Source organism: Arenibacter certesii DSM 19833 (genome assembly GCF_000429545.1).
Lineage (GTDB): Bacteria > Bacteroidota > Bacteroidia > Flavobacteriales > Flavobacteriaceae > Arenibacter > Arenibacter certesii.
The window spans coordinates 51,126-75,087 of the sequence record NZ_AUCB01000022.1; the positions used below are offsets into that span (position 1 = coordinate 51,126).

Sequence of the window (23,962 nt, forward strand, 5' to 3'; positions counted from 1 at the left end):
TCATAAGCCTACTTTTGTCTAGAAGTTTGTTTACAATGAAGAATATTTTAATTCCTACCGACCTTTCTCAAAATTCATGCAATGCATTGGCGTACACCATAAAACTGTTTGGTGATAATCCAGTAAATTTTTATGTAGTATATGTTGATAATTTAGCCCCGTCTGAGGTAGTTGGTAATACAATTATTCTGCCCGCAAAAAAACAGTTGGAATACTCAGGGACAAAGGAAAAACTTAAAGCGTTTATGGTGCGTGTTGCTGGTTTGTCCACTTTTCCAGGTCATCAGTTTATAGCTATGCATTTCATTGGTAACAGAATTTCCAATCTAAGGAAAATCGTTGCCGAAAAAAAAATAGATTTCATTGCTCTTGGGATTGAAAATTGCTCAACAGTAAAGTCCTCGGACATAGGAAATAATACTTGGGAAATAATTACAAAAATCGCCTGTAACACACTAATTATTCCTGAAAACGCTCTAATTACCTTTCCTAAACAAATTATTTTCCCTACAAATTACCATATATTCTTCTCCCACAAGATCTTACAATCCTTTACGGAGATTTTAGAGCTATCTAAATCCAAATTACAAGTGCTAAACATTCTCAGTAGTAAAATTAAACCCACAAGTGACCAGGAAAATAATAGAATTTATTTTGAGGACTATTTGGAAGAATCATACCAAAATGGATACTTCCTTCATACTACACACAAAAGCGATGTATGCACGGCCATAGAAAGATACCTAACTAACCACGATGCGGATATGGTAGTTTTAGTGGCTAGAAACCTAAATTTTATGCACAAGCTGTTTTTTCACACCACACCTTTACAACTTCTCCATCCCCTTCCTATATTGGTCTTACATGAGTAATGGGTACAAAACCCATTATTGTGCTAATGAATGGAATAGTAATAAAACAACAGATCCCCATAAAATTTAATTTATGGGGATCTATATACCAAGTATAAAAGTGCTTAAACCTTATAACTACTTATGCGTTCAAAATTTCCTTTAATGCTTTTGCCGCTTCAGCAGGATTTTCTGCTCCGTAGATAGCCGCACCAGCAACAGCTACAACAACTCCAGACTGTTTTACAGCAGCGATGCTGTTCATGTTAACCCCACCTGCTATAGAGACAGGAACTCCTGCTCTAGCAGCTTCGTCAATCAATACCTGAATAGAGTATCCTTCTTCAGCTTGCTCATCCAAACCAGCATGTAATTCAACAAACGCAGCACCTAAAGCGATTGCTTCTTTAGCACGTTTAACTCTATCTTTAACACCTATGGTATCTACAACAACTCCTTTACCGTGTTCTTTTGCTGCTTTAACTGCACCAGCGATGGTAGAATCTCCTGTAGTTCCCAAAATGGTAACATAATCAGCTCCTGCACCAAAAGCCATATTAGCTTCTAATTCCCCTGCATCAGCAGTTTTAAAATCAGCTAAAACTAACTTATCTGGAAAAGCATCTTTCATCTTTCTAATTCCAGACAAACCTTCACTTTTAATAAGTGGTGTTCCTAATTCAATAATGTCTATGTACGGAGCCACTTTTTTTGCCAAAGCAATTGCGTCCTCTATTTTCAATAAATCGATTGCTACTTGTAATTTCGCCATACTATTCTAATTTTAAATGTATTGTTTATTTAATTTAATTCTCTAATGATTATTCCATATTGGCATGTCGCTTCCATAATTCAGAAGCTGTACTACCCTCCATATCCCATAAGGTCTGTATAAGTGCATCAAAGCTCAATAAGAGGGATTGTTCAAAAAGACTACCGGCATATTGTTTAGAAATAGCTTCGTCTCTTTCCTGTTTTTGTGCTGCGGGTATGGTAACGGTATAGTCTGCCAATGTTGCCAAAGGAGATAATGCATCCGTTGTAAAACATACCACGCTAGCCCCTGCTTTCTTCGCCGTTTCCGCAGCTCTTACTATTCCGCCTGTTGTACCAGATCCAGATCCTGCGATTAACAAATCACCTTCATTGATAGCTGGAGTGGTAGTTTCACCAACAACATATACTTTGTAGCCCAAATGCATTAAACGCATAGCCGAAGCTTTCATCATAAGTCCTGTTCTACCAGCTCCCATTAAAAAAATATATTTGGCATTATTAATGGCTGGTATTAAAGCTGCAATTTCATCAGATTTAATATTAGAAGTTAGTTTTTGATGCTCATCCAAGATGGTCTGCATAGCTGACGCTACTAATTGTGTTTCTTTTGATGTCTCTACTGTCCTTGTGTTTTCCATAACTTTCAATTTGAAATCTTTATGACCTTCCAACTGCGATGCAAAGATACCGCTCACTCCCCCCCTTTGAGTTACACAATTTGATAGTTGTGTAGTACTATTTGCCCATTTCACAAAAAGTGATGGTATTATTCTCTATTTTTGTGGTACATTTTGGAAATCGTGTCCTTATTGGTCCTTTTGTACCAGAACAACGACTCCTGTTTTTCAGTTAAAAACGGCTACTATGCTTAGCGATCAGGTTTTATATATTAAAAATTTAGGCAATTGTCCACCTGCGTATTTAAATGATCCTGCTAGAAAGGATTTTTATGAAATTGTATGGCTGCGTAACGAAGATGCCCTTCATGTTCCCCAACACGATTTTCAAACCTTAAAAGGAGATTGGATTTATTTGATACCTCCCTATCGGGTACATCAATTAAATAAGGCCGGCAAAAACGGAGTCCTCATATCCTTTAAGCAAGACTTATTAGAAGGGGATCTAAAAGAGTTTTTATTGGATGTATTCCGAATGTTTAATATCCAAGGTGAGTTTTCCTGTCTTCAAGTAAATGAAAAGACCTCTAAAGGATTGGAAGATGTATATCAATTATTAGAAGAGGAATACCAAAAAGAAACTGTCAGTTTTATTATGGTTAAAGCGCTTTTAAAAGTGTTTTTATTGAAGTTGATACAGTTAAAGGAACAGCACTTTACCTTACAGGACCTCAATGAAAAGCGAGTGTACGAGTTTATGATGTTACTGGAAGACAATTATTTAGAACAACGAAATGCCGACTTTTATGCCGAAAAACTGGGTCTTAGTGCTAAACGCCTGAACCAAATATTAAAAGAAAAGTTAGCTAAAACAGCCGTACAAATAATTCACGACCGTTTAATACAGGAGGCTAAACGACAGATTTTACATTCGGAAAATACCATTAGGGAAATTGCCTATAATCTAGATTTTAAAGATCACTCCTATTTTAGTCGATTTTTTAAACTGCATGCAGGTCAGACGCCACTAGATTTTCAAAATAAGGTGAGGGAACATGTCCAATCCCACGATAATACCTTATATAGTTAATGTCTTAGTTTTAATATAGAAAAATTGCAAACAGACAAATAAAATAGCCCTCTCAAAAGTATCATTATATGTTGGAATATTTCCACTAGATGATAAACTGTAATCCTTGTTCTTTTCGAACAAATAATTTTTTGTCTTTTAGATAATGAAATGCTGAATAGCCGGGGAATTTACGTTTTTTAGCCTTTGTATCAATATTACCTTTATTTGAATTAATACTTCTTCTAAATTCTATTTAATTTTAAATCATTGGATGATAATGGTTATCACCCATAAAATATAAAATGAAAAATATGCAAATAGTATTCGAATATCACGATGTTTCTACGAGCAAACGCTTGGAACAATTGGCAAAAGAAAAACTAGATAAATTAGGCGCAAAATATGATATGGTTATCAGGGCCGATGTTTTCTTTAAAGAAGAAAATACCACGTCAGATGAAACTGGTAAAATCTGTAACATTAGATTAAGCTTGCCTGGCCCCCGACTTTTTGCTGAAGCTAGTCATGATGATTTTGAAAGTTCCATAGCTGAGTCCGTTAACGATCTTGAGCGGCAACTGAGAAAACGAAAAGAAAAAATGAAAGACTATTAGGTCACTTATAATAATAAGATGCCAGATTATTAAATAGCTATTTAAGTACTGTATACAGTTACAAGAACCTGAATTACTTGCAGCGTAATCTCTGGTGTTTTGTTAAACAGCGCTAATAGCAACTCCACTAATATTCAGAATAAGAATACGACTATTTTAACATGAAAGATTGGATTGCTACTGAAGGGCAGGCCATCCTCAATGTTTTTATCTCTACGGTGCTTATCTTTTCCATATTAATACTATGGGTAAGAGTATCGGGACTTAGATCCTTTGCTAAAATTTCGAGTATAGACTTTGCCTCTACAATAGCCATTGGCTCTGTGTTGGCAAGCACCGTACTTAGTGCCGATCCATCTATTATAAAAAGTGGAATGGCTATTGGTTTTATACTAGGCTTCCAAACATTATTCTCTAAACTTACTTTAAAATTTAATTGGTTCAATACCTTGGCTAGTAATAGCCCCATGCTTCTTATGGATAAAGAAAACATTTTATATGACAATCTTTATTCCAATAATTTAAGTGAAGAAGATCTCTACGCTAAACTTAGAGAAGTCAATGTACTTCAGCTTTCTGAAATAAAAGCAGTTATATTGGAAACCACGGGAGATATCACTGTACTCCATGGATCGGTAGAAAAAGAAATTGACGTCTTGCTTTTGAAAGGGGTTAGGAGTAAATAACTATTCATAATTAGAGAATTCCTGACTTGTTAACAGGAGGTTATATTAGAAGTTTATAGTAACGATTAGTTATCTCAAAATTAAAAGCGAACTAGTATTTTCACTATTTTTTAAACATATCATAAGTCATACTTATTAAAATTGTCAGCTAAAAAAACTGCCATCATGTTCCATGATGGCAGTTCTAATATTTAGAAGTCTAAGTCGCCTTTACTTATCCATTAACTATAAATGCATGTATTACACCTGGTAACCAAGCCAATAGGGTTAAAAGAACGCTTACCAAAAAGGTGGTTCCGATACCATGTTTTAAGAATACGGCCAAAGGTGGTAATAGAATGTTTAAAATAATTGTTAAAATAGACATAATTAATTCGGTTTAATTTTAAACAAAGGTCTCCAATGCCATTAACATTAGTTGACGCTAATCCTAAAAAAAAGAACAGTATCGCTAGCAAGTTTCTTATTATAAGAATAGTTACGGGTTGATTGTACTGATGTTGAAAAAAAATTGCTACTCAAGGGATTGAGTTCATAAGAATCGTATTTGGAACAATCTACCTCTAACCCTCTGCTTATCTTTGAATCAATGCCAAGCGGTAGGCATATTGGTTACCGGATTAATGACAAAAAACACCACAAAGATGAATAAGGACATAAAAGAGATTGAGAATAGGTTAAATGACATCATTCAAAAAAATGAAGATGCTATTAAAGGTTATGAAAAAGCTGCTGACAACACAAAGGAAGCAGGGCTAAAAATGTATTTTAATAATAAAGCAAGAGAACGACGCACCTTTTTGGTGGAACTTAAAGCAGCAACTCCAGCTTTAGAAACAAGAGATAAAATTGATGGAAGTACCGCAGGTGCTCTGCATAGAACTTGGATGGATGTTAAGGCTTTCTTTTCAGGGGATGATGCAGAAGCTATGTTAGAAGAGGCGATCAGAGGCGATAAAGCTGCCATTGAAGAATATAATGAGATATTGGCAGATACGCACGTACCACCTTCAGTAGCATCCATAATTAGAGCTCAAAGAGACTCGCTAAAACAAGATCTCGCACAAAATAGAACTTTGGAAGATTTAAGGTAGTATTCCACCCTCCTTTCTAAAGCCCCAAATATTGGGGCTTTATTTATTTAATACTATTACAGTCTGAGGTTCTGTTTCAATTTCCTTGATCATTAACTTTCCTAGCTTGTATTAACCTTTGCCTGAAGACACTCCCATACCTACTTTAAATCCTTAACAACCATCACTTTATCAAACTACAGCTCCAATCTAATTTTATTAATTAACTATAAATTTCACCATAATAATATGGTTTGCTAATAAAAGTTAATTAAATTTAGATACTCTAAAATGGGTATCATAGCAATGACTATTGGAAACACTATAAGAAATATCGGGTTTTGGACTATTGATACTATCAAAGGTGGCAACATTAAAAAGCATTATCAGGATATTTTACATGTAATGGATGATCCATTTTCAAAAAAATCCATAAAAAATAGAAATAACTTATTGGATAAATTATTGGACCACTCCGTTAAAACCGTTCCTTTTTATTCCCAATACGAACGGACCAATTTTAAAAAGTTACCCATAATTAGTAAAGACTTGATTCTGAATGATTTTGATAACTTTAAATCAAATAAGTTTAAAGCAAGAGAATTACATAAGGTATCTACTAGCGGTTCTACGGGAATTCCATTCTTATTATTTATAAATCAAAATAAGAGAAATAGAAACAGTGCTGACACCTTATATTTTTTCAAAAAAGTTGGATATAATATTGGTGATAGATTGTATTATTTTAGGCTTTGGAATGGTGAGCGGAAAAGTGAGCTAAGGAGGATTCTTCAAAACATTGTCAAAGTAAATATTTCAAAAATGACGGACGATTTCATAAACGATCTGTTAAACCAACTTCGAAAAGACCCATCACCGAAGTGTGTTATCGCTATAGCATCTTCCCTTGAAACCTTGTGTAAGTATATAGACAAAAATGATGTAAAAAACTTAAATGTTAATATTAAATCATTTATTGCTAATTCAGAAGCATTAAACGACTATACGAAAGAATCTATTGAGAAGAATTTTAACGCTACTATTTTTTCCAGATACTCCAATGAGGAACAAGGAATTATTGCCCAGCAAAAACCTGATAACAATAATTTTTTTCAAATTAATTGGGCAAGTTACTTTGTGGAAATAATTCATATGGATGAAGACATACCAGCCAAACCAGGTGAAATGGGAAGAATTATTGTTACCGACCTTTTTAATTACAGTATGCCTTTAATACGATATGACACTGGAGATATAGGTATTATGGAGTTAATTAATAATGAACCGGTGCTTACTAAAGTTGAAGGCCGAAAAATGGATTTGATTTATGATGCTGCTGGGGATCTAATCTCTTCCTATTGCGTTTATCCTGTGATGGATGAATATAACCATCTCATCAAACAATATCAATTTATTCAAATAGGAAAAAAAGAATACCTCATAAAGCTAAATATTGATCACGAATTTATTCACAACAAAAAGTTGGTGAAAAATTTTAAAGCTATTTTGGGATCAGATGCAAAAGTTACTATTGAATTTGTAAACGAGATTCCTGAACTCTCCTCTGGAAAAAGAAAAAAGGTAATGAATACTTTCAATCAGAATTATGCTTAGTTTTAAACTGCTCTATAAGCAAAATGGAATCTGTAATTGAGTACAATTTCATTGCCTATTAAATTTGGCAACAACCAGTGTTTTTTATTATCTAAAAATCGTTCGGTTTAGTATTCTACACTTTCTATATCCTTTTTTGTTTTCTAAAATTTAATGGTGTTTATTTATGGTATAATTTATTAAACTCGAGATTAGTTATATTAACCAATTATATTGTAAAAGCCACCGGCTTAAGGGTGGCTTTTTAAAATTAAACTAACAGTAATATGTTCGCTAATATAATCGAGATCTGTTTAATGGATTTATAAAGGGCAGAACTCACCACCGTTCAGGCTTGCTCCACCAAGCACTTTGAAGTCCCCACTAACAAGCCCTGGTCCCAGCGGCTTGGAACAGCTGGTATGGATACTGGTATGTTTAACTCCATTTACATAAATGGCAATCTCAGTACCCAGTGTTCCATTCTTATCGGTTCCAGAAAAACTGAATGAATCTCCTGCGGCCACAGTTGCCTCAAAAACGGCAGCACCATCCTTTTGCTCCACTCTAATTAAAGCCTGACCTCCATTATTTTGCAAGATTAAATTGGTAGCTTTTCCTTCGCACTCACCGCAATCTCCGTTAGTCGGGGGGACTGAAGGAACATCCACAGGGCATAATTCACCTCCATTAAGGCTGGCTCCACCTAGAACCTCAAAATCTCCAATTTTAAGACCTGTTCCAATAGGTTTAGAGCAACTAGTATGAACCCTGACATGCTCTTTTCCATCAACATAAATAATGATTTCTGTGCCCAGGGTACCACTCTTATCTAATCCTGAAAAACTGAATGGAGCCCCAGTGGCCACATTTCCTTGGAAAACTGTTATATCATCTTTCTTTTGTGCCACTCTTATAGAAGCAGTATTTCCATTATTTTTCAGTGTTAACTTTGTAACTTTTCCTTCACATTCACCGCAATCTCCACCTCCTGGAGGGGTATCTACCGGACATAAATCACCCCCTTTAAGACTTGCTCCTCCTACAACTTCAAAATCACCACTTATCAACCCCGGACCTATAGGTTTGGAACAGCTAGTATGAATCCTGGTATGCTCAATACCACCAACATAAATGATAATCTCTGTATCCAATGTCCCATTCTTGTCTTTTCCTGAAAAGCTGAATGAAGATCCAGAGCTTACAAACTCCTCAAAAATAGCTACCTCATCTTTCTTTTGAACCACTTTTATAACAGCATCATTTCCATTATTCTGCAGAGTTAACTTTGTAACTTTACCGTCACATTCCCCGCAATCTCCACCATCTGGAGGGGTATCTACCGGACAAAGCTCACCTCCCTTAAGACTTGCTCCTCCTACAACTATAAAATCACCACTGATAAGCCCAGGACCTATAGGTTTGGAACAGCTAGTATGAATCCTAGTATTCTCAGTTTCATTTATATAGATAATAATCTCAGTGCCTAGTGTTCCTTTTTTATCTATACCAGAAAAACTAAAAAGAGCTCCAGAATTTACAAACTCATCGAAAACAACCAAATCGTCTTTCTTTTGAACTACTTTTATATTAGCATCAATTCCAGTGTTTTGCAATGTTAATTTTGTAACCTTTCCTTCACATTCTCCACAATCTCCACCATCTGGGGGCGTGTCCACCGGACAAAGTTCGCCTCCTTTAAGGCTCGCTCCACGAACAACTTCAAAATCGCCACTTATCAATCCAGGACCAATAGGTTTAGAACAACTCGTATGTATTCTGGTGTGCTCGTCATTATCAACATAAATAATGATCTCGGTTCCTAAGGTACCATTCTTGTCTTTTCCAGAAAAACTAAATGTAGCGCCAGCATCTACATACGCATCGAAAACGACTACATCATCTTTCTTTTGAACCACTTTCACGTTAGCACCGTCGCCATTATTTTTTAATGTAAGTTCTGTGACTTTGCCATCACAAGGGTCACATGGAATTTCTGGCTGGCATTCAATATAATAGGGTATTATAACAACTTGCTTCCCATCAGTTGGCTGAAGCACCACTGCTAAGACATCTCCTCCTCCAGGCTTGTATCCCGCTCCATTGGCTATGGCAAATGATACTATTTCGTTTGCTCTTCCAACATTAAAAGGATTTAAATATGTACAGGCGATACAGTTAGCATCATCAATTAACTCCCACATGGCCCATTGTACATCCCCAATTGTATAGGCATCAACTCCATTCTCACTGAGTTCCCCAACAAAATCTTGGTTTAAAATCCAATTGATCAGGTCAAAATTTTCTGGACTATCAACAACACCAGCGGGAATAGGCTCATAGCTATTGAAAACATTTGCTTCAAAACAATCCCCTGCATTCAAAGTTCTGGCAACATCTATACACCATGCAGCATAATCCCCTGCAAGGGTACCGTTTGCAATAACAAGATCTAAATATGATTTGCTACCTGGTTTAGCTTCTGCACACGCATTAACTATTTCAGGTAAATCCGGTAACAGATCTACAGTACAATTATCAGAGTTTAGCGACTTAGATGTGGCATTTACAGCGTCTAGAGCATCACTTTTAATTGGTTCGGTTTCACATGATAGGAACACGAATGTAACCACCATTAGTAAGGTTGAAATTCTCTTCATTTCTATAAAATTTATTATTAATATTCTTCTAATGGGGAAACTTAGATAATAGGGAAAATAAAAAAATAACGGGGGAGTTTAATAAGGTAGAATTTTAAGTTTTCCGTGGTAACATAAAAACGTCAAAATACAAGTAAAGTCGTTGATTTACAGATAGTTATACATTTCCTACAATAATTGCAGTAAATCCTTTAGATTATGGCATTATGCAGTAAACTGAAAAGAATCTTTTCATATTTATATAGGTAAATACGTATTTTAATCCTACAATTATCTATTAAATTCTTACAAAAATTTAACACTCCGTAGTAAAACCTAATTTTAGAACAAATTGCACATTAAAGGTAAATGGTGCATTAATATCGTTTTCGTCTATAAGATTTCAAATTCTAATATATACGTCAAACACTTCTACCATCATTCTTGCATTGTCAATTAGCTGTTAAACTTTGTTTAATTTATAATAAAAAACATTAAACAATGCGTAACTTGTCGCATACAATTATACGCCATGGCAAAAAAGAAAATAATTTCAGACATAGACATCATTTCATCTTATATGGATTATGTACTTGAGCATAACGAAAATCCTAAAACGGTCTTCGCTTTTGCAAAAGCTAATGATTTTGAAGAGCCTCATTTTTACCAGTTTTTTGGTTCTTTTGAAGCGCTCGAAAAGCAAATTTTCAAAACTTTTTTTAAGAATACCATTTCAGTATTGGAGAAAAGCGAAGACTACACCTCCTTTGACGCGAGAAATAAGCTCTTAAGTTTTTATTTTACATTTTTTGAAAATCTAACCATAAATAGAAGTTATGTGCAATTTGCTCTTAACAAGCATAAGAATAGCTTAAAAGGCCTTTCCTTATTGTCCGAGCTAAAGAAAGGATTTACCTCTTACATTGCAGGTTTAGACATTAAAACATTGGATTTAAAACAAGAGCAGGTCGAAAAAATTCAAAAACGTGCATTGCAAGAATCGGCTTGGTTACAATTACTGTTGACACTCAAGTTCTGGATGGATGACACCTCTGCCTCATTTGAGAAGACGGACATATTTATAGAGAAATCGGTAAATACCAGTTTCGATATTTTAAACATTACCCCTCTAAAGAGTGTGATAGACTTTGGAAAATTCATTTACAAAGAAAAAATTCACACCAACAAATAACTATTAATGAAAACAATAGACAATATACCTACTTCAAAAATACACCGTGCATCCAAACTGGTTACTACAGGTGCAAAGGTTGGAGTAAACTATTTAAAGTATTATGGTGATAAATTTACCAAAACGGAAGTTGAAGCTCGGAGTCGACTTAACGAAAATAACGCAGAAGATATTTATGACAGTCTAAAACAGCTTAAGGGGAGCGCCTTAAAAGTAGCACAAATGCTTAGTATGGAGAAAAGTATAATGCCACAGGCTTACGTAGAGAAATTTTCACTAGCCCAATTTTCAGTGCCCCCCTTATCGCCTCCTTTAGTTATAAAGACATTTAAAAAGTATTTTGGTAAATCTCCCAATGAATTATTTGATTCGTTTAATTCCACCTCTGTAAATGCTGCCAGTATTGGACAGGTGCATGAGGCAGAAAAAGATGGAAAGAAATTAGCCGTTAAAATACAATATCCGGGTGTTGCAGAAAGCATTGCTTCCGATTTGGCTTTGGTGAAACCTATTGCCATTAAAATGTTCAATATAAAAGGCAAGGATTCGGATAAATATTTTAAAGAAGTTGAGGGCAAGCTTATTGAGGAGACAAATTATATCTTGGAGCTAGAACAAAGCAAAGAACTTGCCAATGCCTGTTCTAAGATCCCAAACCTACTATTTCCTAATTACTACAAGGAGCTATCGTCTGAAAGGATTATTACCATGGATTTTATGAACGGCGAACACCTTTCTGAGTTTACTGCCCATAATAAAGATCAAGAGATTGCCAATATGTTAGGACAAGCGCTCTGGGATTTTTATATGTTCCAAATACATATATTACGGAAGGTTCATGCAGATCCGCACCCTGGAAACTTTTTGGTTTCCAAAGAAAACAAACTAATAGCATTGGATTTCGGATGCATGAAAACAATTCCAAGCGATTTTTATGTCCCCTATTTTGAACTTGCTCAGCCGGAGAACATTAATAATCATAGTTTTTTTATATCAAAATTATACGAATTAGAAATTCTAAGAGAAGATGATTCCAAGGAAGAAATAGAATTCTTTACCGAGATGTTCCATGAATTGCTAGAACTCTTTACACAACCCTTTCACGTCGAAAATTTTGACTTTTCTGATGAACAATTTTTTAGAAATATAACCGATTTAGGGCAACGATACTCAAAAAGCACCGAATTGCGTAAAATGAACGGAAATCGGGGATCCAAACATTTTATTTATATCAACAGAACGTTTTTTGGTTTGTATAACCTAATGTTCGATCTAAAAGCGAACAACATAATTATCAACAATTATAGTTCTCTATAGGTTATTTTTCATAGTACCCTATAAAGTTGGCAATCATTATGCCTGCCCTTAAAAAACATACCCACCTGGTTTTATAGCAAACTAAGTGGGTATAAATTAAATGGGTTTTTTAAGTACAAACGACTTTTAAGATTTATAGTGACCTCTAATTTTCTCTTCTATTTCCTCATCCCATAACCGGGTTAACAATTCCTTAGCCATATTATTATAATAGATCGCTTTGGCTTCGTCTCCTACTACATTGTAAACTTCGGATAATTTATATATGGCCGGTATATACATATTGTTTATACGAAGGCAGATAGTAAATTCTCTAATTGCCTCAATATTTTTACCCTTATCGGCTAATTTTACCCCCTTTTTAAAGTGCCTTTCTATTTCCTTGACATCGTTATAAAATTTTGAATGCAGAATGTCCTTAGATTTTGTAGTAATAAAAGAACATGGAAGCTCTCGGGTCACCTTATTAGTTACACTCCCCATGAGCACTCGCTTTAAACCAGAACGCCCGGTGGTTCCCATTATAAGAAGGTCATGGTTGTTATTTTTAACAATATTCACTATGGTCAAAGCAACATTTCCCGCTTGCAAATCTATCACGTGCTCTACCCCTGTAAAATCGAAATCCTTAATGAAATTGGCCATTTCTTTTTCCAAATGCTGCATCCTACGCGTATTTTCCTCCTCTAGGTCTTCTAGTTGGTATCTCGGTGATAGGTTAAGCACCGGCTCTACCACCGCTAATACCCTAAGCCTTGCATTAAAATCTTTAGCTAGGGAAATAGCAGAGTTCAGCGCAGTTCTAGAAGGGTCAGAAAAATCTACAGGGCACAGAAAATTACTTATTTCAGATCCCCCCTTTGTAGAAACTACCCATATTGGAATATGCGAATATCGCATAAGTCGTTCTGCATTACTTCCCAGCTTATGTTGATCGTGTTCTACTTTACATCCCGAACCTACAACAATTAAATTTACATCTTGCTTTGTCGCTATTTTTAAAATATTATCTATTAGCTTACCATGTTTAATGATTGGCTTCTTAGTAATAATTCGTTCTTCTTTAAGCGTATCGTTTATCTTATCCAACGCCTCATTTACACTCTCTAACAGCATCCTCTTCATACCTATACTTCCACTACCAGCTTCTTCCGCGAGGACATGAGTAATAATAATTTCAGAATTATAAACCTGGGCAATTTTAATTGCCGTTTTTATTTGTTCACTATAATCGCTATTAATGTCGACCGGTACCAGAATTCTTTCGAGCTGCTTCATGATTTTTCTTTTGTAGGAATAAAACCTAAATTTAACAAATGAAATTATTAATCCTAAGGTATTGATAAAATATCTTTAGTCCCAAAATAATAATTATTAAGATTGGTTATTACAAGTCTATCTGGGAAAAATTCCAGATGGTAATCTTAAAGGGTTTATTTTTTCTTCACCCATGTATTAATCGCATTGTGCTTGCCAGAAAGCACAACTTTATAAAATTTTGATGGTATTTCAGACAAGTCTATGACAGCCTTTTCCACACTTGCATCTACCTTGGCCATCAACTTATAATTATCTGTCCCCCCTTCAGCAAAATTATTTGTTGTGGCAATCCAAATAGCCATTTCTTGCTTAGGCTGGAAGGCACTCCATGTTAAAATTAATTCGTTGCCATTAAGTACTGCTGTGGCATTAGCCAAAGAAACTTCATGGGTAAGCGGTATGCCATCTAATTCCCAAGATTGTTCTTTATTGAGACTGATATTAAATGTGTGCAATATAGTGGGCATAATATCTACGATTCCTGGTATGCCTTCTTTAAAATGACCATTTAATTTCTTTTCATTGGTGAGCATCCAAGCACTGCGTTCTCTTTCAGACTGTCCGCCATGACCTTTGCCATCTTTTTCGCTCCTCCCATGATCGGTAGTAATCCAGACCTGCCAATTTTCCTCATAATTTTCTGTTCGATACTGAACGGCATCCCATAGCCTTCCCATCTGATCGTCCATGATTTTCACTGCATCATAAAATCGTTCACTGTCACCATACCTATGGCCCATATCATCGGTGTACTGTAGGTATACCCAACTTAGATCGGGAGCACTTTCTTTAATCACCCTAGTTGCCTCATTTACCACATGCTCATCAATCTTATGTATATATAGGCTATCATCATCATGGGGAAAATTAATTGTATCCTTCTCAAAGCCGTCAAATTGATAATCTAGTTTAAAGTTTCCATTAGCCATAAGGTTGGCCCCCACCAATTTGGTCCGGTTATCTAGCCAAGTAGAAAAGATTGCCGTTTTTAATTCGGGTCTATATTCCGTTACATATCTAAAAATAGTCCAGTAATTATAATTAGGATCTTCTATTCCGTTTCCCCACACGTTATGTTTATTGGCCCAAGTACCCGTAATTAAACTGTTGTATCCTACGGCTGAGATAGTCGGACTTTCTGAAGGTCCTCCTTTTTCACCACCCACATACGCACGGGTATATCCCTCTTTTCCAGCTATTAAATCTAGTTTAGGCGTCTCAAGTTTTTCAATAACATCTGCAGAAATCCCATCGGCAATTACAAAAATCACCTTGGTTTTAGCTTCTTGTGAAATAACAAATGCATTAGAAATAAGTGCAACGCATAGGGTAATACAAATTTTAAAGTTCATCACTTTATTTTGATTGGTTTTACAAGCTCAAGTTACCCGCCAATTTGATAGTATTTAGCTTTAGTGCTGCTATCAGGAATCATTGAATTAATAGCTTTAAAGACCTCAATAGGATAATCGGATTCAATTATACTTGCTCCATCTTTTAGAACCTCAATATAGGCTTTATCCCGTTCTGCGGATTCCTCTAGCTTATCGTAAGTAGATGCTGCAGAGATCATACACATAACTCCTTTAGCATTCAATAAATTATATATCCTATTATCCTCTTCCTTTATTCTAGGCCCAATATAGGCAATCATTTGTGTCCACGGAACACCAGAATTATCAAATTCCTTAAAATCTTCTTCAGTTTTAATGAAGGCTGAAAACATTCTATTCTTGTTTTTACTATAGTAAAAAACGGCCTCTGCTGCATTGTGAACGGTAACCATTACCACCGATTCCTCGTCAAATTCTTCAAGTTTTTGTGCCATCATAGAAAGGGGAACGTCTTTTTTATCTAGGTTCAAAATTGTCTTTCCCCTACTCCATTCAATGGCTTCCTTTAAGGTTGGTATTTGATGATTTGTGATATTTCCTTCGGCATCCTTCAACCTCAACCTCTTTAACTCTTCTAGGGTAAAGTCGGACACTTTACCCGTACCATTGGTAGTCCTTTCTAGCGTTGCATCATGTATTAGAACAATCACACTATCCTTGGTAAGCCTAGGGTCTACCTCAAAAATAGCAGGCGTATAAGAAAGCACCTCTTCCAAAGCTTCAATACTGTTTTCGGCGAAACCAATTGACTTTTGTCCTCTATGGCCACTAATTATAGGAATATCATTTCCCGTATATTCAAAGAAATCCCGAAGCTCATTAGCATTTTTTACGTTGATTACTTGTAATTTTTTAGTTTGACTTGTCAATTCTTGATAAGAACATAAACTCAAGAAAGAAATTAAAAGAAGTAACTTATTTATTTTTTTACGCATCATTTTCATTAAAGACTTAAAAATTTAATTAATAGAATAAACGAAATAAGAAATCATCTAGATAATTTATATGGAGGGAATTATATCATAAAAAGCGCCATAATGGTCTTAAATAGGTTAAACCTAAATCAAATTATATAAACTTAAAAATCCACAGGCTTTTACAGTGCGCTTTGCATATTAGGTTAGTACAAATTACCTCAATACATAATAGACTACTGGGGGTAAATAACAATTTTGCTTAAATCCGGAAAGTATCTTTCTAGTTTTACCGGCACTTTATCTATTAATCCAAAATGGGAAATATGACCTCTACGGGCAGATACCATAACAATTAAATCGCTATCAGATATTTGCCTGGAAAGTGCAAGGAAATCTACCCATTCATTAAAAACGTTAAAGTTCAATGCCAAGGTTACTTTATTGTCTTTAGCAAATTTCTCTATTGCATTACGTGTTTCCTCACTACAATTCAGATTGATAGGAATAGATAGTTCCACAGATAATTTAGCTATCTTATTTATCCAAGTAACAAAACCTTCTTCCAATTCTGCATTTGGCGGAACAATTAAAAATATTCTTTTATGGTTGGTCAGTGGAATTTCAAAATTACAAATGAAAAGGGTTTTCTCCGTGTTTTCCAGGATACTCTCCATTTTATCCCCAATTATTTTATCCAAAAACCCAGCCTTCTGAGGCCATCCCAATAAAATAATATCTGCCATAATTTCTTTGGCGGTTCTAGATATACCGCTGGCGGCGTTATGGTCTATAGTCGCCTTAACAATAGCATGCGTATCCGAGGCTGCGGTTTCATTAATAAATCTTTCCAAACCCTGTTTGGCCTTAATAATTGTTTTCTCCGCTTCATCAGTATTGGGGACAACCGTTAATATGGATAGCGGGTTAATGGATTTCTTATCCTTTATTAATACGGCAAAATCTAAGACCTTTTCAATATTGATCAGGTTAGCGATAGGTATAAGGATGTGTTCTTTATTTGGCCCAGTCGGCAAAAGCACTTCTTCTTCCTCATCTTCATTTTTAATAATCATTTTTGCAGCGCTTTCCGTAGCAAAAGAGGCTATAATACAAGTAACTAGAATTAACACCACGGTTCCGTTAAGAATATTAGCATCTAAGATTCCCGCATTATATCCCACTAAAATCACAGCTAAGGTTGCTGCAGCATGCGAACTACTTAAACCAAAAATAAGTCGACGCTGTCCTTTAGAGAATTTAAATATTTTCTGGGTAAAAAAGGCTGCGGCCCATTTTCCAAAAATTGCAACAATCGTTAAAGATCCTGCAATAATCAATGCCATGGGTCCACTTAATATTACACTAACATCCACAATCATCCCCACGCTAATAAGGAAAAAAGGGATAAAAAGGGAGTTTCCAATAAATTCAATTCGGTTCATCAGTGCAGATGAGTGCGGAATAAGCTTATTGAGGGCCAAACCAGCAACAAAAGCTCCAATAATGGACTCAAGTCCGGCAATCTCGGCTAAAAATGCCGCGAAGAAAACCACAGATAGGACAAAAATATAATGTGAATGCCTTTCACTCCCCATCTTACTAAAAAACCATTGTGCAATTCGCGGAATCACGAAGAACATAAATGCAGAGAACAATAATAAAGATATGCCAAGACGGATCCAAAATTCCTGTGTAAGTCCGCCATCATGAGAGCCTAAGATTACGGCTAACATAATAAGCACCGCCGTATCGGTTAAAATAGTACCTCCTACGGTTATAGCAACGGCCGCATTTTTTGAAACTCCCAGCCTACTAACTATCGGATAGGTAACCAACGTGTGGGTAGCGAACATACTTGAGGTAAGCAAACTGGCGTTAAAATTGAATCCTAATAAATAATAACATACTGGAAAACCTATAGTTATAGGAATTGTAAAGGTGAGAAATCCGAACAATACACTTTTGTTTCTCGTTGCCTTAAACTCATTTAAGTCTAATTCAAGACCAGCAATAAACATTATATAGAGTAACCCAATAGTAGAAAAGACATCTACAAATAGACTCTTTTCTAAAATATTCAATCCAGCTGGACCAATGATAATTCCCGATATGATCAACCCAATGATTCCTGGAATTCTAATCCTATGCAATACTACAGGAGCCAATAAAATAATAAAGAGAATTAACGAAAAAATTAATATCGGACTTCGGAGGGGTAAATGAAACTCTTCTATAAGTTGATTAATAATTACATCCATGATTCACAGTATAGTAAAAAGATTAAACTGAAAGTAGCAGACAACAACAATTTTCTGTTGCGTTCTAATACGACTTTTACGCAACTAATATACACTGAAAGGCTTTATTTAAAGCATCAATAACACTTCTAAGCAAGAATAAGTTTCCAATATCTTTAATAGAAATTTAGAAAACTATTATTTCATCTAGACACATCTACAGTAAATTTCTGATAATCAAATTAAAAAGATATATCCTTCTATCTCAAATACACAATAAACAATAAAACCCTTATAAGTCCATTTAGGCCTTAGATCTTTTTAACCTTTCCAGCTCCATTGGGTTTACTAAGGGATTTACTTAGAGTCTCTAAGGAAATTCCTTTAGTTTCCGGCATAAAAAAGGCTACAAAGAGCAGTTGTAAAACCATCATGAAAGCAAAAATGGCAAATACTGTCCCTGCCCCTATTGCCGTAAACAAAACGGGTATTAAAGACGGAATAACTGCTGCCAAGATCCAGTGTACGGAGCTACCGAACGACTGACCTGACCCTCGTAAATGATTTGGGAAAATTTCGGATATAAACACCCAGATGACCGTACCTTGCCCTACGGCATGTGCCGCAATGAACAGGAATAGAAATATGGCTACGGACATCCCCTCCCAATTAAAGTAAAAGGCGCATGATACTAGAGAAAGTGATACGATATATCCAAAAGACCCGATGTACATTAATTGCTTTCGTCCAAATCTGTCGATAAGAAAAATACCCAAGAGCGTAAAAAGAAGATTAGTAACCCCTATTCCAATACTACTTAATAATGCCGTACTTTCTCCTAGTCCGGACTCTTCCAATATTCTAGGGGCATAGTACAAGAAGGCATTTATTCCAGATGCTTGGTTAAAAAAAGCCATACAGAAGGCAAGAATTAATGGGAAGCGATATTTTTTCATAAAAATGTTCTCTCTTGGAACCTTATTCTCATTTTCCTGATTTATTTCCAACAACATTGTTTCCACATCCTGACCTGGATTTATAACTTGGAGTACCTTTCTGGCTTCGTTGGTTCGCAGCTTTGTAAGAAGCCATCTAGGGCTCTGAGGAACAGTAAGAATAAACAGCGTGTAAATTATAGCAGGAATGGCTTCTACCCCTAGCATCCATCGCCACGCATTTTCACCCATGCCACTTAATAAGTAATTGGATAGGAAGGCAACCAATATCCCGAATACGATATTGAATTGATACAGCCCAACCAATTTCCCCCTATCCTTGGCCGGAGCTATTTCAGAAATATACGCTGGTGCTGCAATAGTGGAGGCCCCAACTCCCAATCCCCCTAAAAATCTAAAAATGGCAAAAGTAGTAGGATCATTCGCCAATGCTGACCCCACTGCAGATACCGTATAAAAGACCCCAATCCAGAACAAGGTTTTCTTTCTTCCCAATCTATTGGTAGGTATACCTCCTAACAAAGCACCAACCACGGTCCCCCACAAGGCCATGGCCATAACTACAGTTCCATGAAATACATCAGAGGACCCCCATAGCAGTTGTAATTTTTTATCGGCACCGGATATTACCACAGTGTCAAATCCAAATAAAAATCCTGCTAAAGCTGCCGTTATAGACCACACCAGTATTTTCTTCATATCGCTATAATTAAGTTAGGGTATTGTATTACCAATTATCAAGAATTAATTTCTCCAGTTATCTTCTATTACGATTCTGCTAACACCATCCTAACAAACAAAAAAATAGCTAAAGACCAATGATTTACATGTGAAAAACTAACAGTTGCTACCAATATCAATCATACTAAGGTAACTAAAAAGTTTAAATCTAAAATAGCGTAGTTAGCGCAAGACTTAAAATATTTGAGTCACTATTTATGACTGCTCTTATAATGACCTTATGGATTTTTAAAAGGAAAGTAATGTAGGAAAACCGCATTGAATTTATTGTTTAGGACACGGCTAATCAAAAATCATTTTGGTGGACCTGCAAATCGGTATTAATTACTAACAAATTGCAAGGCATTACCCGCATTGAGACTCAATTTATATTCTGTTGGCCATTATATAGAATACTATGGAATAGCTACTATTCCAATAAGTTCATCAATAATCTATCCTTTATAGGTCAGAATTAAAGGTCTTGATCACAAAGTCCTTGCAATACCACCAAGATTTAAAACAAATCTCCTTACTTTTATCGCTCTAAAAATAAAAACCATGTCTGTTGCCAAAAAAGAATACAAAAGAGTGACTGTAAAATCGCTCGTTGATATGAAACAAAACGGGGAGAAAATATCCATGCTAACTGCCTATGATTATTCCATGGCGAAAATTGTGGATGCTGCTAATGTTGATGTGATTTTAGTGGGCGATTCGGCTAGTAATGTAATGGCCGGTCATGAGACTACCCTACCTATTACTTTAGATCAAATGATCTATCACGCCTCTTCCGTAATCCGTGCAGTACAAAGGGCACTTGTAGTCGTAGATATTCCATTTGGAAGTTATCAAAGTGATCCTAAGGAAGCACTTCGATCCGCAATCCGTATCATGAAAGAGAGTGGTGCACACGCTGTAAAGGTTGAAGGTGGACAAGAAATTAAGGATTCGGTGAAACGTATTTTAAATGCTGGTATTCCCGTAATGGGCCATTTAGGATTAACCCCGCAGTCGATATATAAATTTGGCACTTATACCGTTAGGGCCAAGGAAGATGAAGAAGCACAAAAATTAAAGAATGATGCCAAAATGCTTGAGAAAATTGGCTGTTTCGCAATTGTACTAGAAAAAATTCCCGCAGCATTAGCTAAGGAGGTAGCCGAAAGTGTATCTATTCCTATTATTGGTATTGGGGCAGGAAACGGTGTAGATGGACAAGTTTTAGTTGTTCACGACCTATTGGGAATTACACAGGAGTTTAATCCTAGGTTCTTACGTAGATACCTAAATCTATATGAGGAAATGAGTAGTGCCATTTCACAATATGTAGACGATGTAAAGACCAAGGACTTCCCAAGTGATGAGGAACAATATTAATATTAACTAGGTATCTCTTAAATTCTTTAACCCCCTTTATCAAAGTCAGCAGTGTCAAAAGAAGTACAAAAAGAACATTCCAACCCTTCTAATTTACAAGTGATTTATGAGGACAATCACCTAATCGCCATAAATAAAAGGGCAGGTGATATTGTACAGGGCGATAAAACAGGGGACACGCCCTTAAGTGAGGTTGTTAAGGAATATCTAAAGTTAAAATACAATAAACCGGGCAATGTCTACCTTGGCGTTGCCCATAGGTTAGACAGGCCTACTACAGGTATAGTAGTCTTCGCAAAAACCTCTAAGGCCTTACCAAGACTGAATAAGCTATTTGCCGAAAAAGATGCTAAGAAAACCTATTGGGCAATAGTGAAAAATATGCCAAAAAAGGAAAGTGATACCTTGGTACATTGGTTAAAACGCAATCCGAAACAAAATAAATCCTACGCACATAAAAATGAGGTGATAGATAGTAAGAAGGCTATCCTAAACTATAACGTAATTCAGAAATTAGATCGTTATACCCTATTAGAAATAGATTTAAAGACGGGAAGGCATCATCAAATCCGTTCACAACTTGCCGCTTCGGGATGCCCCATAAAGGGAGACTTAAAATATGGATCAGATAGAAGTAATAAGGACGGTAGCATACATTTGCATGCTCGGAAATTAAGCTTTATGCATCCAGTAAAGAAGGAGCAATTAGACCTTGTTGCACCATTACCTAATGAAAGTTTATGGGATGCCTGCAAGTAATTGATTAGCACCATAAATCAATCTAAAACCTCCTACAAACCCCAGGTTACCACTTACCCATAAGCGGAATAAACATCTTGTGACGCAAATCTTGTTCTCCTTGCGGCTTATTAACCGCAAGACGTACTCCAAAATAGGTTATTAAACGCTATATTTCTCAAAATTTTTACTTTGCACCCTAACAATCTATCGGGTTATTACCGCTGCTTTCTCCCTAATTACTTGCGCAACAGGCTTATTATGTAAGTGACTCTCTAACCAAGAAAGTATATCTAGGTATAAAAAGGCCCGTTTTTCATAAGGGTGGTCTTCGTATTTTTTTAATTCTATATACAGCTTATTAAATTCATTAGGTAGTTCGTGCGGATAAATATCGCCCAAACGTCTTAAGAATTTAATCATTTCCTTCTGTACAGCATGTAGGTCGTTCATTTTCAACAAAAACTTATAGGTACTCTTCAGCTGCACCTCCAAGTGATAATCCATACCCGCCTCATAATGAGCTATTAAACTTAACACCCTGGAGAAACACATTAGATCCTCCCGCATTTTAAGATTCTTGTTGTTAATAATACGCTTTAGATATTGTATACACATCTTATTATTACCCATTCCAAAATAGAGACAGGCAATTTTGTAATACAATACCATAATATGGTGTTCATCTATACGATCCCTATGTTTGGAAATTCCGTATTCAACAATTTTCACCAAATACTCCCCCTTATCAAAAGTTCCCTCCATAAAATGAAGGTTCAGCTTGTTAGAATTGATGTAGATAAATGCAAGAGAAGTTAGGTTATCATTGGTGGGGAAATCCTTACTAACTACAATTTCCTCCAATTTCTCCAATGTTTCCTTAAACTGGGAGCTATACCTTACATAGAACAAAGATTCCAACAAATAATGGTTTCCCTTTAGGAAAAAAACTGGATTAAGGGAAATCATCATCTTATTTTCATAAAACAAATCAACCCATTTACTCGAATACTTATAACATGACAAAAAATCCTGGGTTAAAAAGCTATACCACAGATGGGCTTTATAGAGCCATAGTTTCTCACGAAACCCAAGCTCTTTCATTTTAATCTTTGGTAAATGGTTATCAAAATAAACTTTTACGCGCTTAAAGTCTTCATCACTTCGCACATACCCTATTTTCAACATCTGTCCATACAACTGAATTGCGAGGTTAGAAAGTTTACTGGTAGTAACATTTTGCCTAGACAATTCCTTAGCCTGTTCGGTAAGTTCATCGGCCCTATCAGGGATACTACGGGTAATATACTGTGTTTCAATAACTTTCTCTAATTCTACAATTTCATAGGCTACGTTCTTCTCTTCATTCTCTATAGCGGTGAGTTTGGTCTTATCTAGAATTTTTAAGCTTTGCTTGTAGAGTCCTTTTTGGTAAAGTATGGTGGCAAAATCCAACTGTTCCCTTAATTGAACCCTAATATTTTGGTTAACCGGATTTAATCTTAAGCTCACTAATATTTGGCGGTATAGATGCGCCTTTAAATTAGATAACTGGGCTTTTTTAACTATGCCATTTTCCAGTATTAGTTTTTCATCATACACTTTTATTTTGTCCAATAAATTAAATAGCGCCAAGAACTTTGCATCGGTGTTAACTCCTAGGCGACCGACGTATAGTTTAAACTGACGTTTTTCTGACTTTGAAAGTGATTTAACCAAAACAAATAATGCATCTTTATGGGCATTTGTCATCGTAATATAAAAGGTTTATGTTGTTGATAATAAGCGCTTTACCTATTATAAAAAGTTCCTCACCATTGTAAATACATTTTTTACCACACCTCTAGGGAACCTTTTAGCAGTATATTC

Annotated in this window: 20 protein-coding genes; 10 read left to right on the plus strand and 10 right to left on the minus strand. The window is 35.7% G+C overall.

The genetic code is table 11. The annotated features are described in order from the left end of the window. Window positions 1-35: 35 nt before the first annotated feature. Window positions 36-872, plus strand: coding sequence for a universal stress protein (locus tag G466_RS0112450; protein ID WP_026813961.1), 837 nt, complete (start codon window positions 36-38; stop codon window positions 870-872). A gap of 121 nt (window positions 873-993) precedes the next feature. On the opposite strand, the gene hxlA is transcribed toward G466_RS0112450, so the two are convergent. Together hxlA and hxlB are read right to left on the minus strand one after the other, a co-directional pair. Then, the gene (gene hxlA, locus G466_RS0112455; RefSeq protein ID WP_026813962.1) at window positions 994-1,623 is read right to left on the minus strand and encodes a 3-hexulose-6-phosphate synthase; all 630 of its coding nucleotides are present in this window, start codon (window positions 1,621-1,623) and stop codon (window positions 994-996) included. Between the two features lie 49 nt (window positions 1,624-1,672). Then, a complete protein-coding gene (gene hxlB / locus G466_RS0112460) occupies window positions 1,673-2,266 on the minus strand; it encodes a 6-phospho-3-hexuloisomerase (RefSeq protein WP_026813963.1) in 594 nt (197 codons plus the stop codon). Between the two features lie 226 nt (window positions 2,267-2,492). On the opposite strand from hxlB, the gene G466_RS0112465 reads away from it, so the two are divergent. The 3 genes from G466_RS0112465 to G466_RS0112475 all read left to right on the plus strand — a co-directional run bounded on the left by G466_RS0112465 (window position 2,493) and on the right by G466_RS0112475 (window position 4,617). Next, a complete protein-coding gene (locus tag G466_RS0112465) occupies window positions 2,493-3,335 on the plus strand; it encodes a helix-turn-helix domain-containing protein (RefSeq protein ID WP_026813964.1) in 843 nt (280 codons plus the stop codon). 293 nt (window positions 3,336-3,628) lie between these two features. Continuing rightward, a complete protein-coding gene (gene hpf, locus G466_RS0112470) occupies window positions 3,629-3,931 on the plus strand; it encodes a ribosome hibernation-promoting factor, HPF/YfiA family (RefSeq protein ID WP_026813965.1) in 303 nt (100 codons plus the stop codon). Between the two features lie 161 nt (window positions 3,932-4,092). Then, window positions 4,093-4,617: a DUF421 domain-containing protein gene (locus G466_RS0112475; RefSeq protein ID WP_026813966.1), complete on the plus strand. Its 525-nt coding sequence runs from the start codon at window positions 4,093-4,095 to the stop codon at window positions 4,615-4,617. 214 nt (window positions 4,618-4,831) lie between these two features. Here G466_RS0112475 and G466_RS0112480 read toward each other — a convergent pair whose 3' ends face one another. Continuing rightward, a complete protein-coding gene (locus G466_RS0112480) occupies window positions 4,832-4,984 on the minus strand; it encodes a YqaE/Pmp3 family membrane protein (RefSeq protein WP_026813967.1) in 153 nt (50 codons plus the stop codon). 277 nt (window positions 4,985-5,261) lie between these two features. On the opposite strand from G466_RS0112480, the gene G466_RS0112485 reads away from it, so the two are divergent. After that, complete coding sequence (locus tag G466_RS0112485; RefSeq protein WP_026813968.1) at window positions 5,262-5,711, plus strand: ferritin-like domain-containing protein; 450 nt, start codon at window positions 5,262-5,264, stop codon at window positions 5,709-5,711. A gap of 270 nt (window positions 5,712-5,981) precedes the next feature. Beyond that, complete coding sequence (locus G466_RS0112490) at window positions 5,982-7,304, plus strand: phenylacetate--CoA ligase family protein (protein WP_051315647.1); 1,323 nt, start codon at window positions 5,982-5,984, stop codon at window positions 7,302-7,304. Between the two features lie 302 nt (window positions 7,305-7,606). Here the strand turns inward: G466_RS0112490 and G466_RS0112495 are convergent, their stop codons facing one another. Then, a complete protein-coding gene (locus G466_RS0112495) occupies window positions 7,607-9,943 on the minus strand; it encodes a DUF7467 domain-containing protein (protein WP_026813970.1) in 2,337 nt (778 codons plus the stop codon). A gap of 511 nt (window positions 9,944-10,454) precedes the next feature. Between G466_RS0112495 and G466_RS0112500 the strand changes: the two genes are divergently transcribed. Both G466_RS0112500 and G466_RS0112505 read left to right on the plus strand, forming a co-directional pair. Beyond that, window positions 10,455-11,114 (plus strand): TetR family transcriptional regulator C-terminal domain-containing protein, encoded by a 660-nt coding sequence (locus G466_RS0112500; protein ID WP_026813971.1) that lies wholly within the window; start codon window positions 10,455-10,457, stop codon window positions 11,112-11,114. 6 nt (window positions 11,115-11,120) lie between these two features. Next, complete coding sequence (locus G466_RS0112505; RefSeq protein WP_026813972.1) at window positions 11,121-12,431, plus strand: ABC1 kinase family protein; 1,311 nt, start codon at window positions 11,121-11,123, stop codon at window positions 12,429-12,431. A 126-nt stretch (window positions 12,432-12,557) separates the two neighbouring features. Here the strand turns inward: G466_RS0112505 and G466_RS0112510 are convergent, their stop codons facing one another. From G466_RS0112510 to G466_RS0112530, 5 genes are all read right to left on the minus strand, one after another. Next, complete coding sequence (locus G466_RS0112510; RefSeq protein WP_026813973.1) at window positions 12,558-13,709, minus strand: universal stress protein; 1,152 nt, start codon at window positions 13,707-13,709, stop codon at window positions 12,558-12,560. Between the two features lie 155 nt (window positions 13,710-13,864). After that, window positions 13,865-15,103 (minus strand): alkaline phosphatase family protein, encoded by a 1,239-nt coding sequence (locus G466_RS0112515; RefSeq protein WP_026813974.1) that lies wholly within the window; start codon window positions 15,101-15,103, stop codon window positions 13,865-13,867. Between the two features lie 32 nt (window positions 15,104-15,135). Continuing rightward, entirely contained in the window at window positions 15,136-16,083 is a 948-nt protein-coding gene (locus G466_RS0112520) for a glycerophosphodiester phosphodiesterase family protein (protein ID WP_205622033.1), read from the minus strand. A 212-nt stretch (window positions 16,084-16,295) separates the two neighbouring features. Further along, window positions 16,296-18,320 carry a cation:proton antiporter gene (locus G466_RS0112525; protein ID WP_026813976.1) on the minus strand — a complete coding sequence of 675 codons (2,025 nt, stop codon included), beginning with the start codon at window positions 18,318-18,320 and terminating at the stop codon, window positions 16,296-16,298. A 290-nt stretch (window positions 18,321-18,610) separates the two neighbouring features. Beyond that, window positions 18,611-19,954, minus strand: a complete 1,344-nt coding sequence (locus tag G466_RS0112530; protein ID WP_026813977.1) for a sugar porter family MFS transporter — start codon at window positions 19,952-19,954, stop codon at window positions 18,611-18,613. Between the two features lie 582 nt (window positions 19,955-20,536). Here G466_RS0112530 and panB point away from each other — a divergent pair. After that, entirely contained in the window at window positions 20,537-21,355 is an 819-nt protein-coding gene (panB, locus tag G466_RS0112535; RefSeq protein WP_026813978.1) for a 3-methyl-2-oxobutanoate hydroxymethyltransferase, read from the plus strand. Window positions 21,356-21,406: 51 nt separating this feature from the next. Further along, a complete protein-coding gene (locus tag G466_RS0112540; RefSeq protein ID WP_026813979.1) occupies window positions 21,407-22,114 on the plus strand; it encodes an RluA family pseudouridine synthase in 708 nt (235 codons plus the stop codon). A 186-nt stretch (window positions 22,115-22,300) separates the two neighbouring features. Here G466_RS0112540 and G466_RS0112545 read toward each other — a convergent pair whose 3' ends face one another. After that, the gene (locus tag G466_RS0112545; RefSeq protein WP_026813980.1) at window positions 22,301-23,845 is read right to left on the minus strand and encodes a hypothetical protein; all 1,545 of its coding nucleotides are present in this window, start codon (window positions 23,843-23,845) and stop codon (window positions 22,301-22,303) included. Window positions 23,846-23,962: the final 117 nt, after the last annotated feature.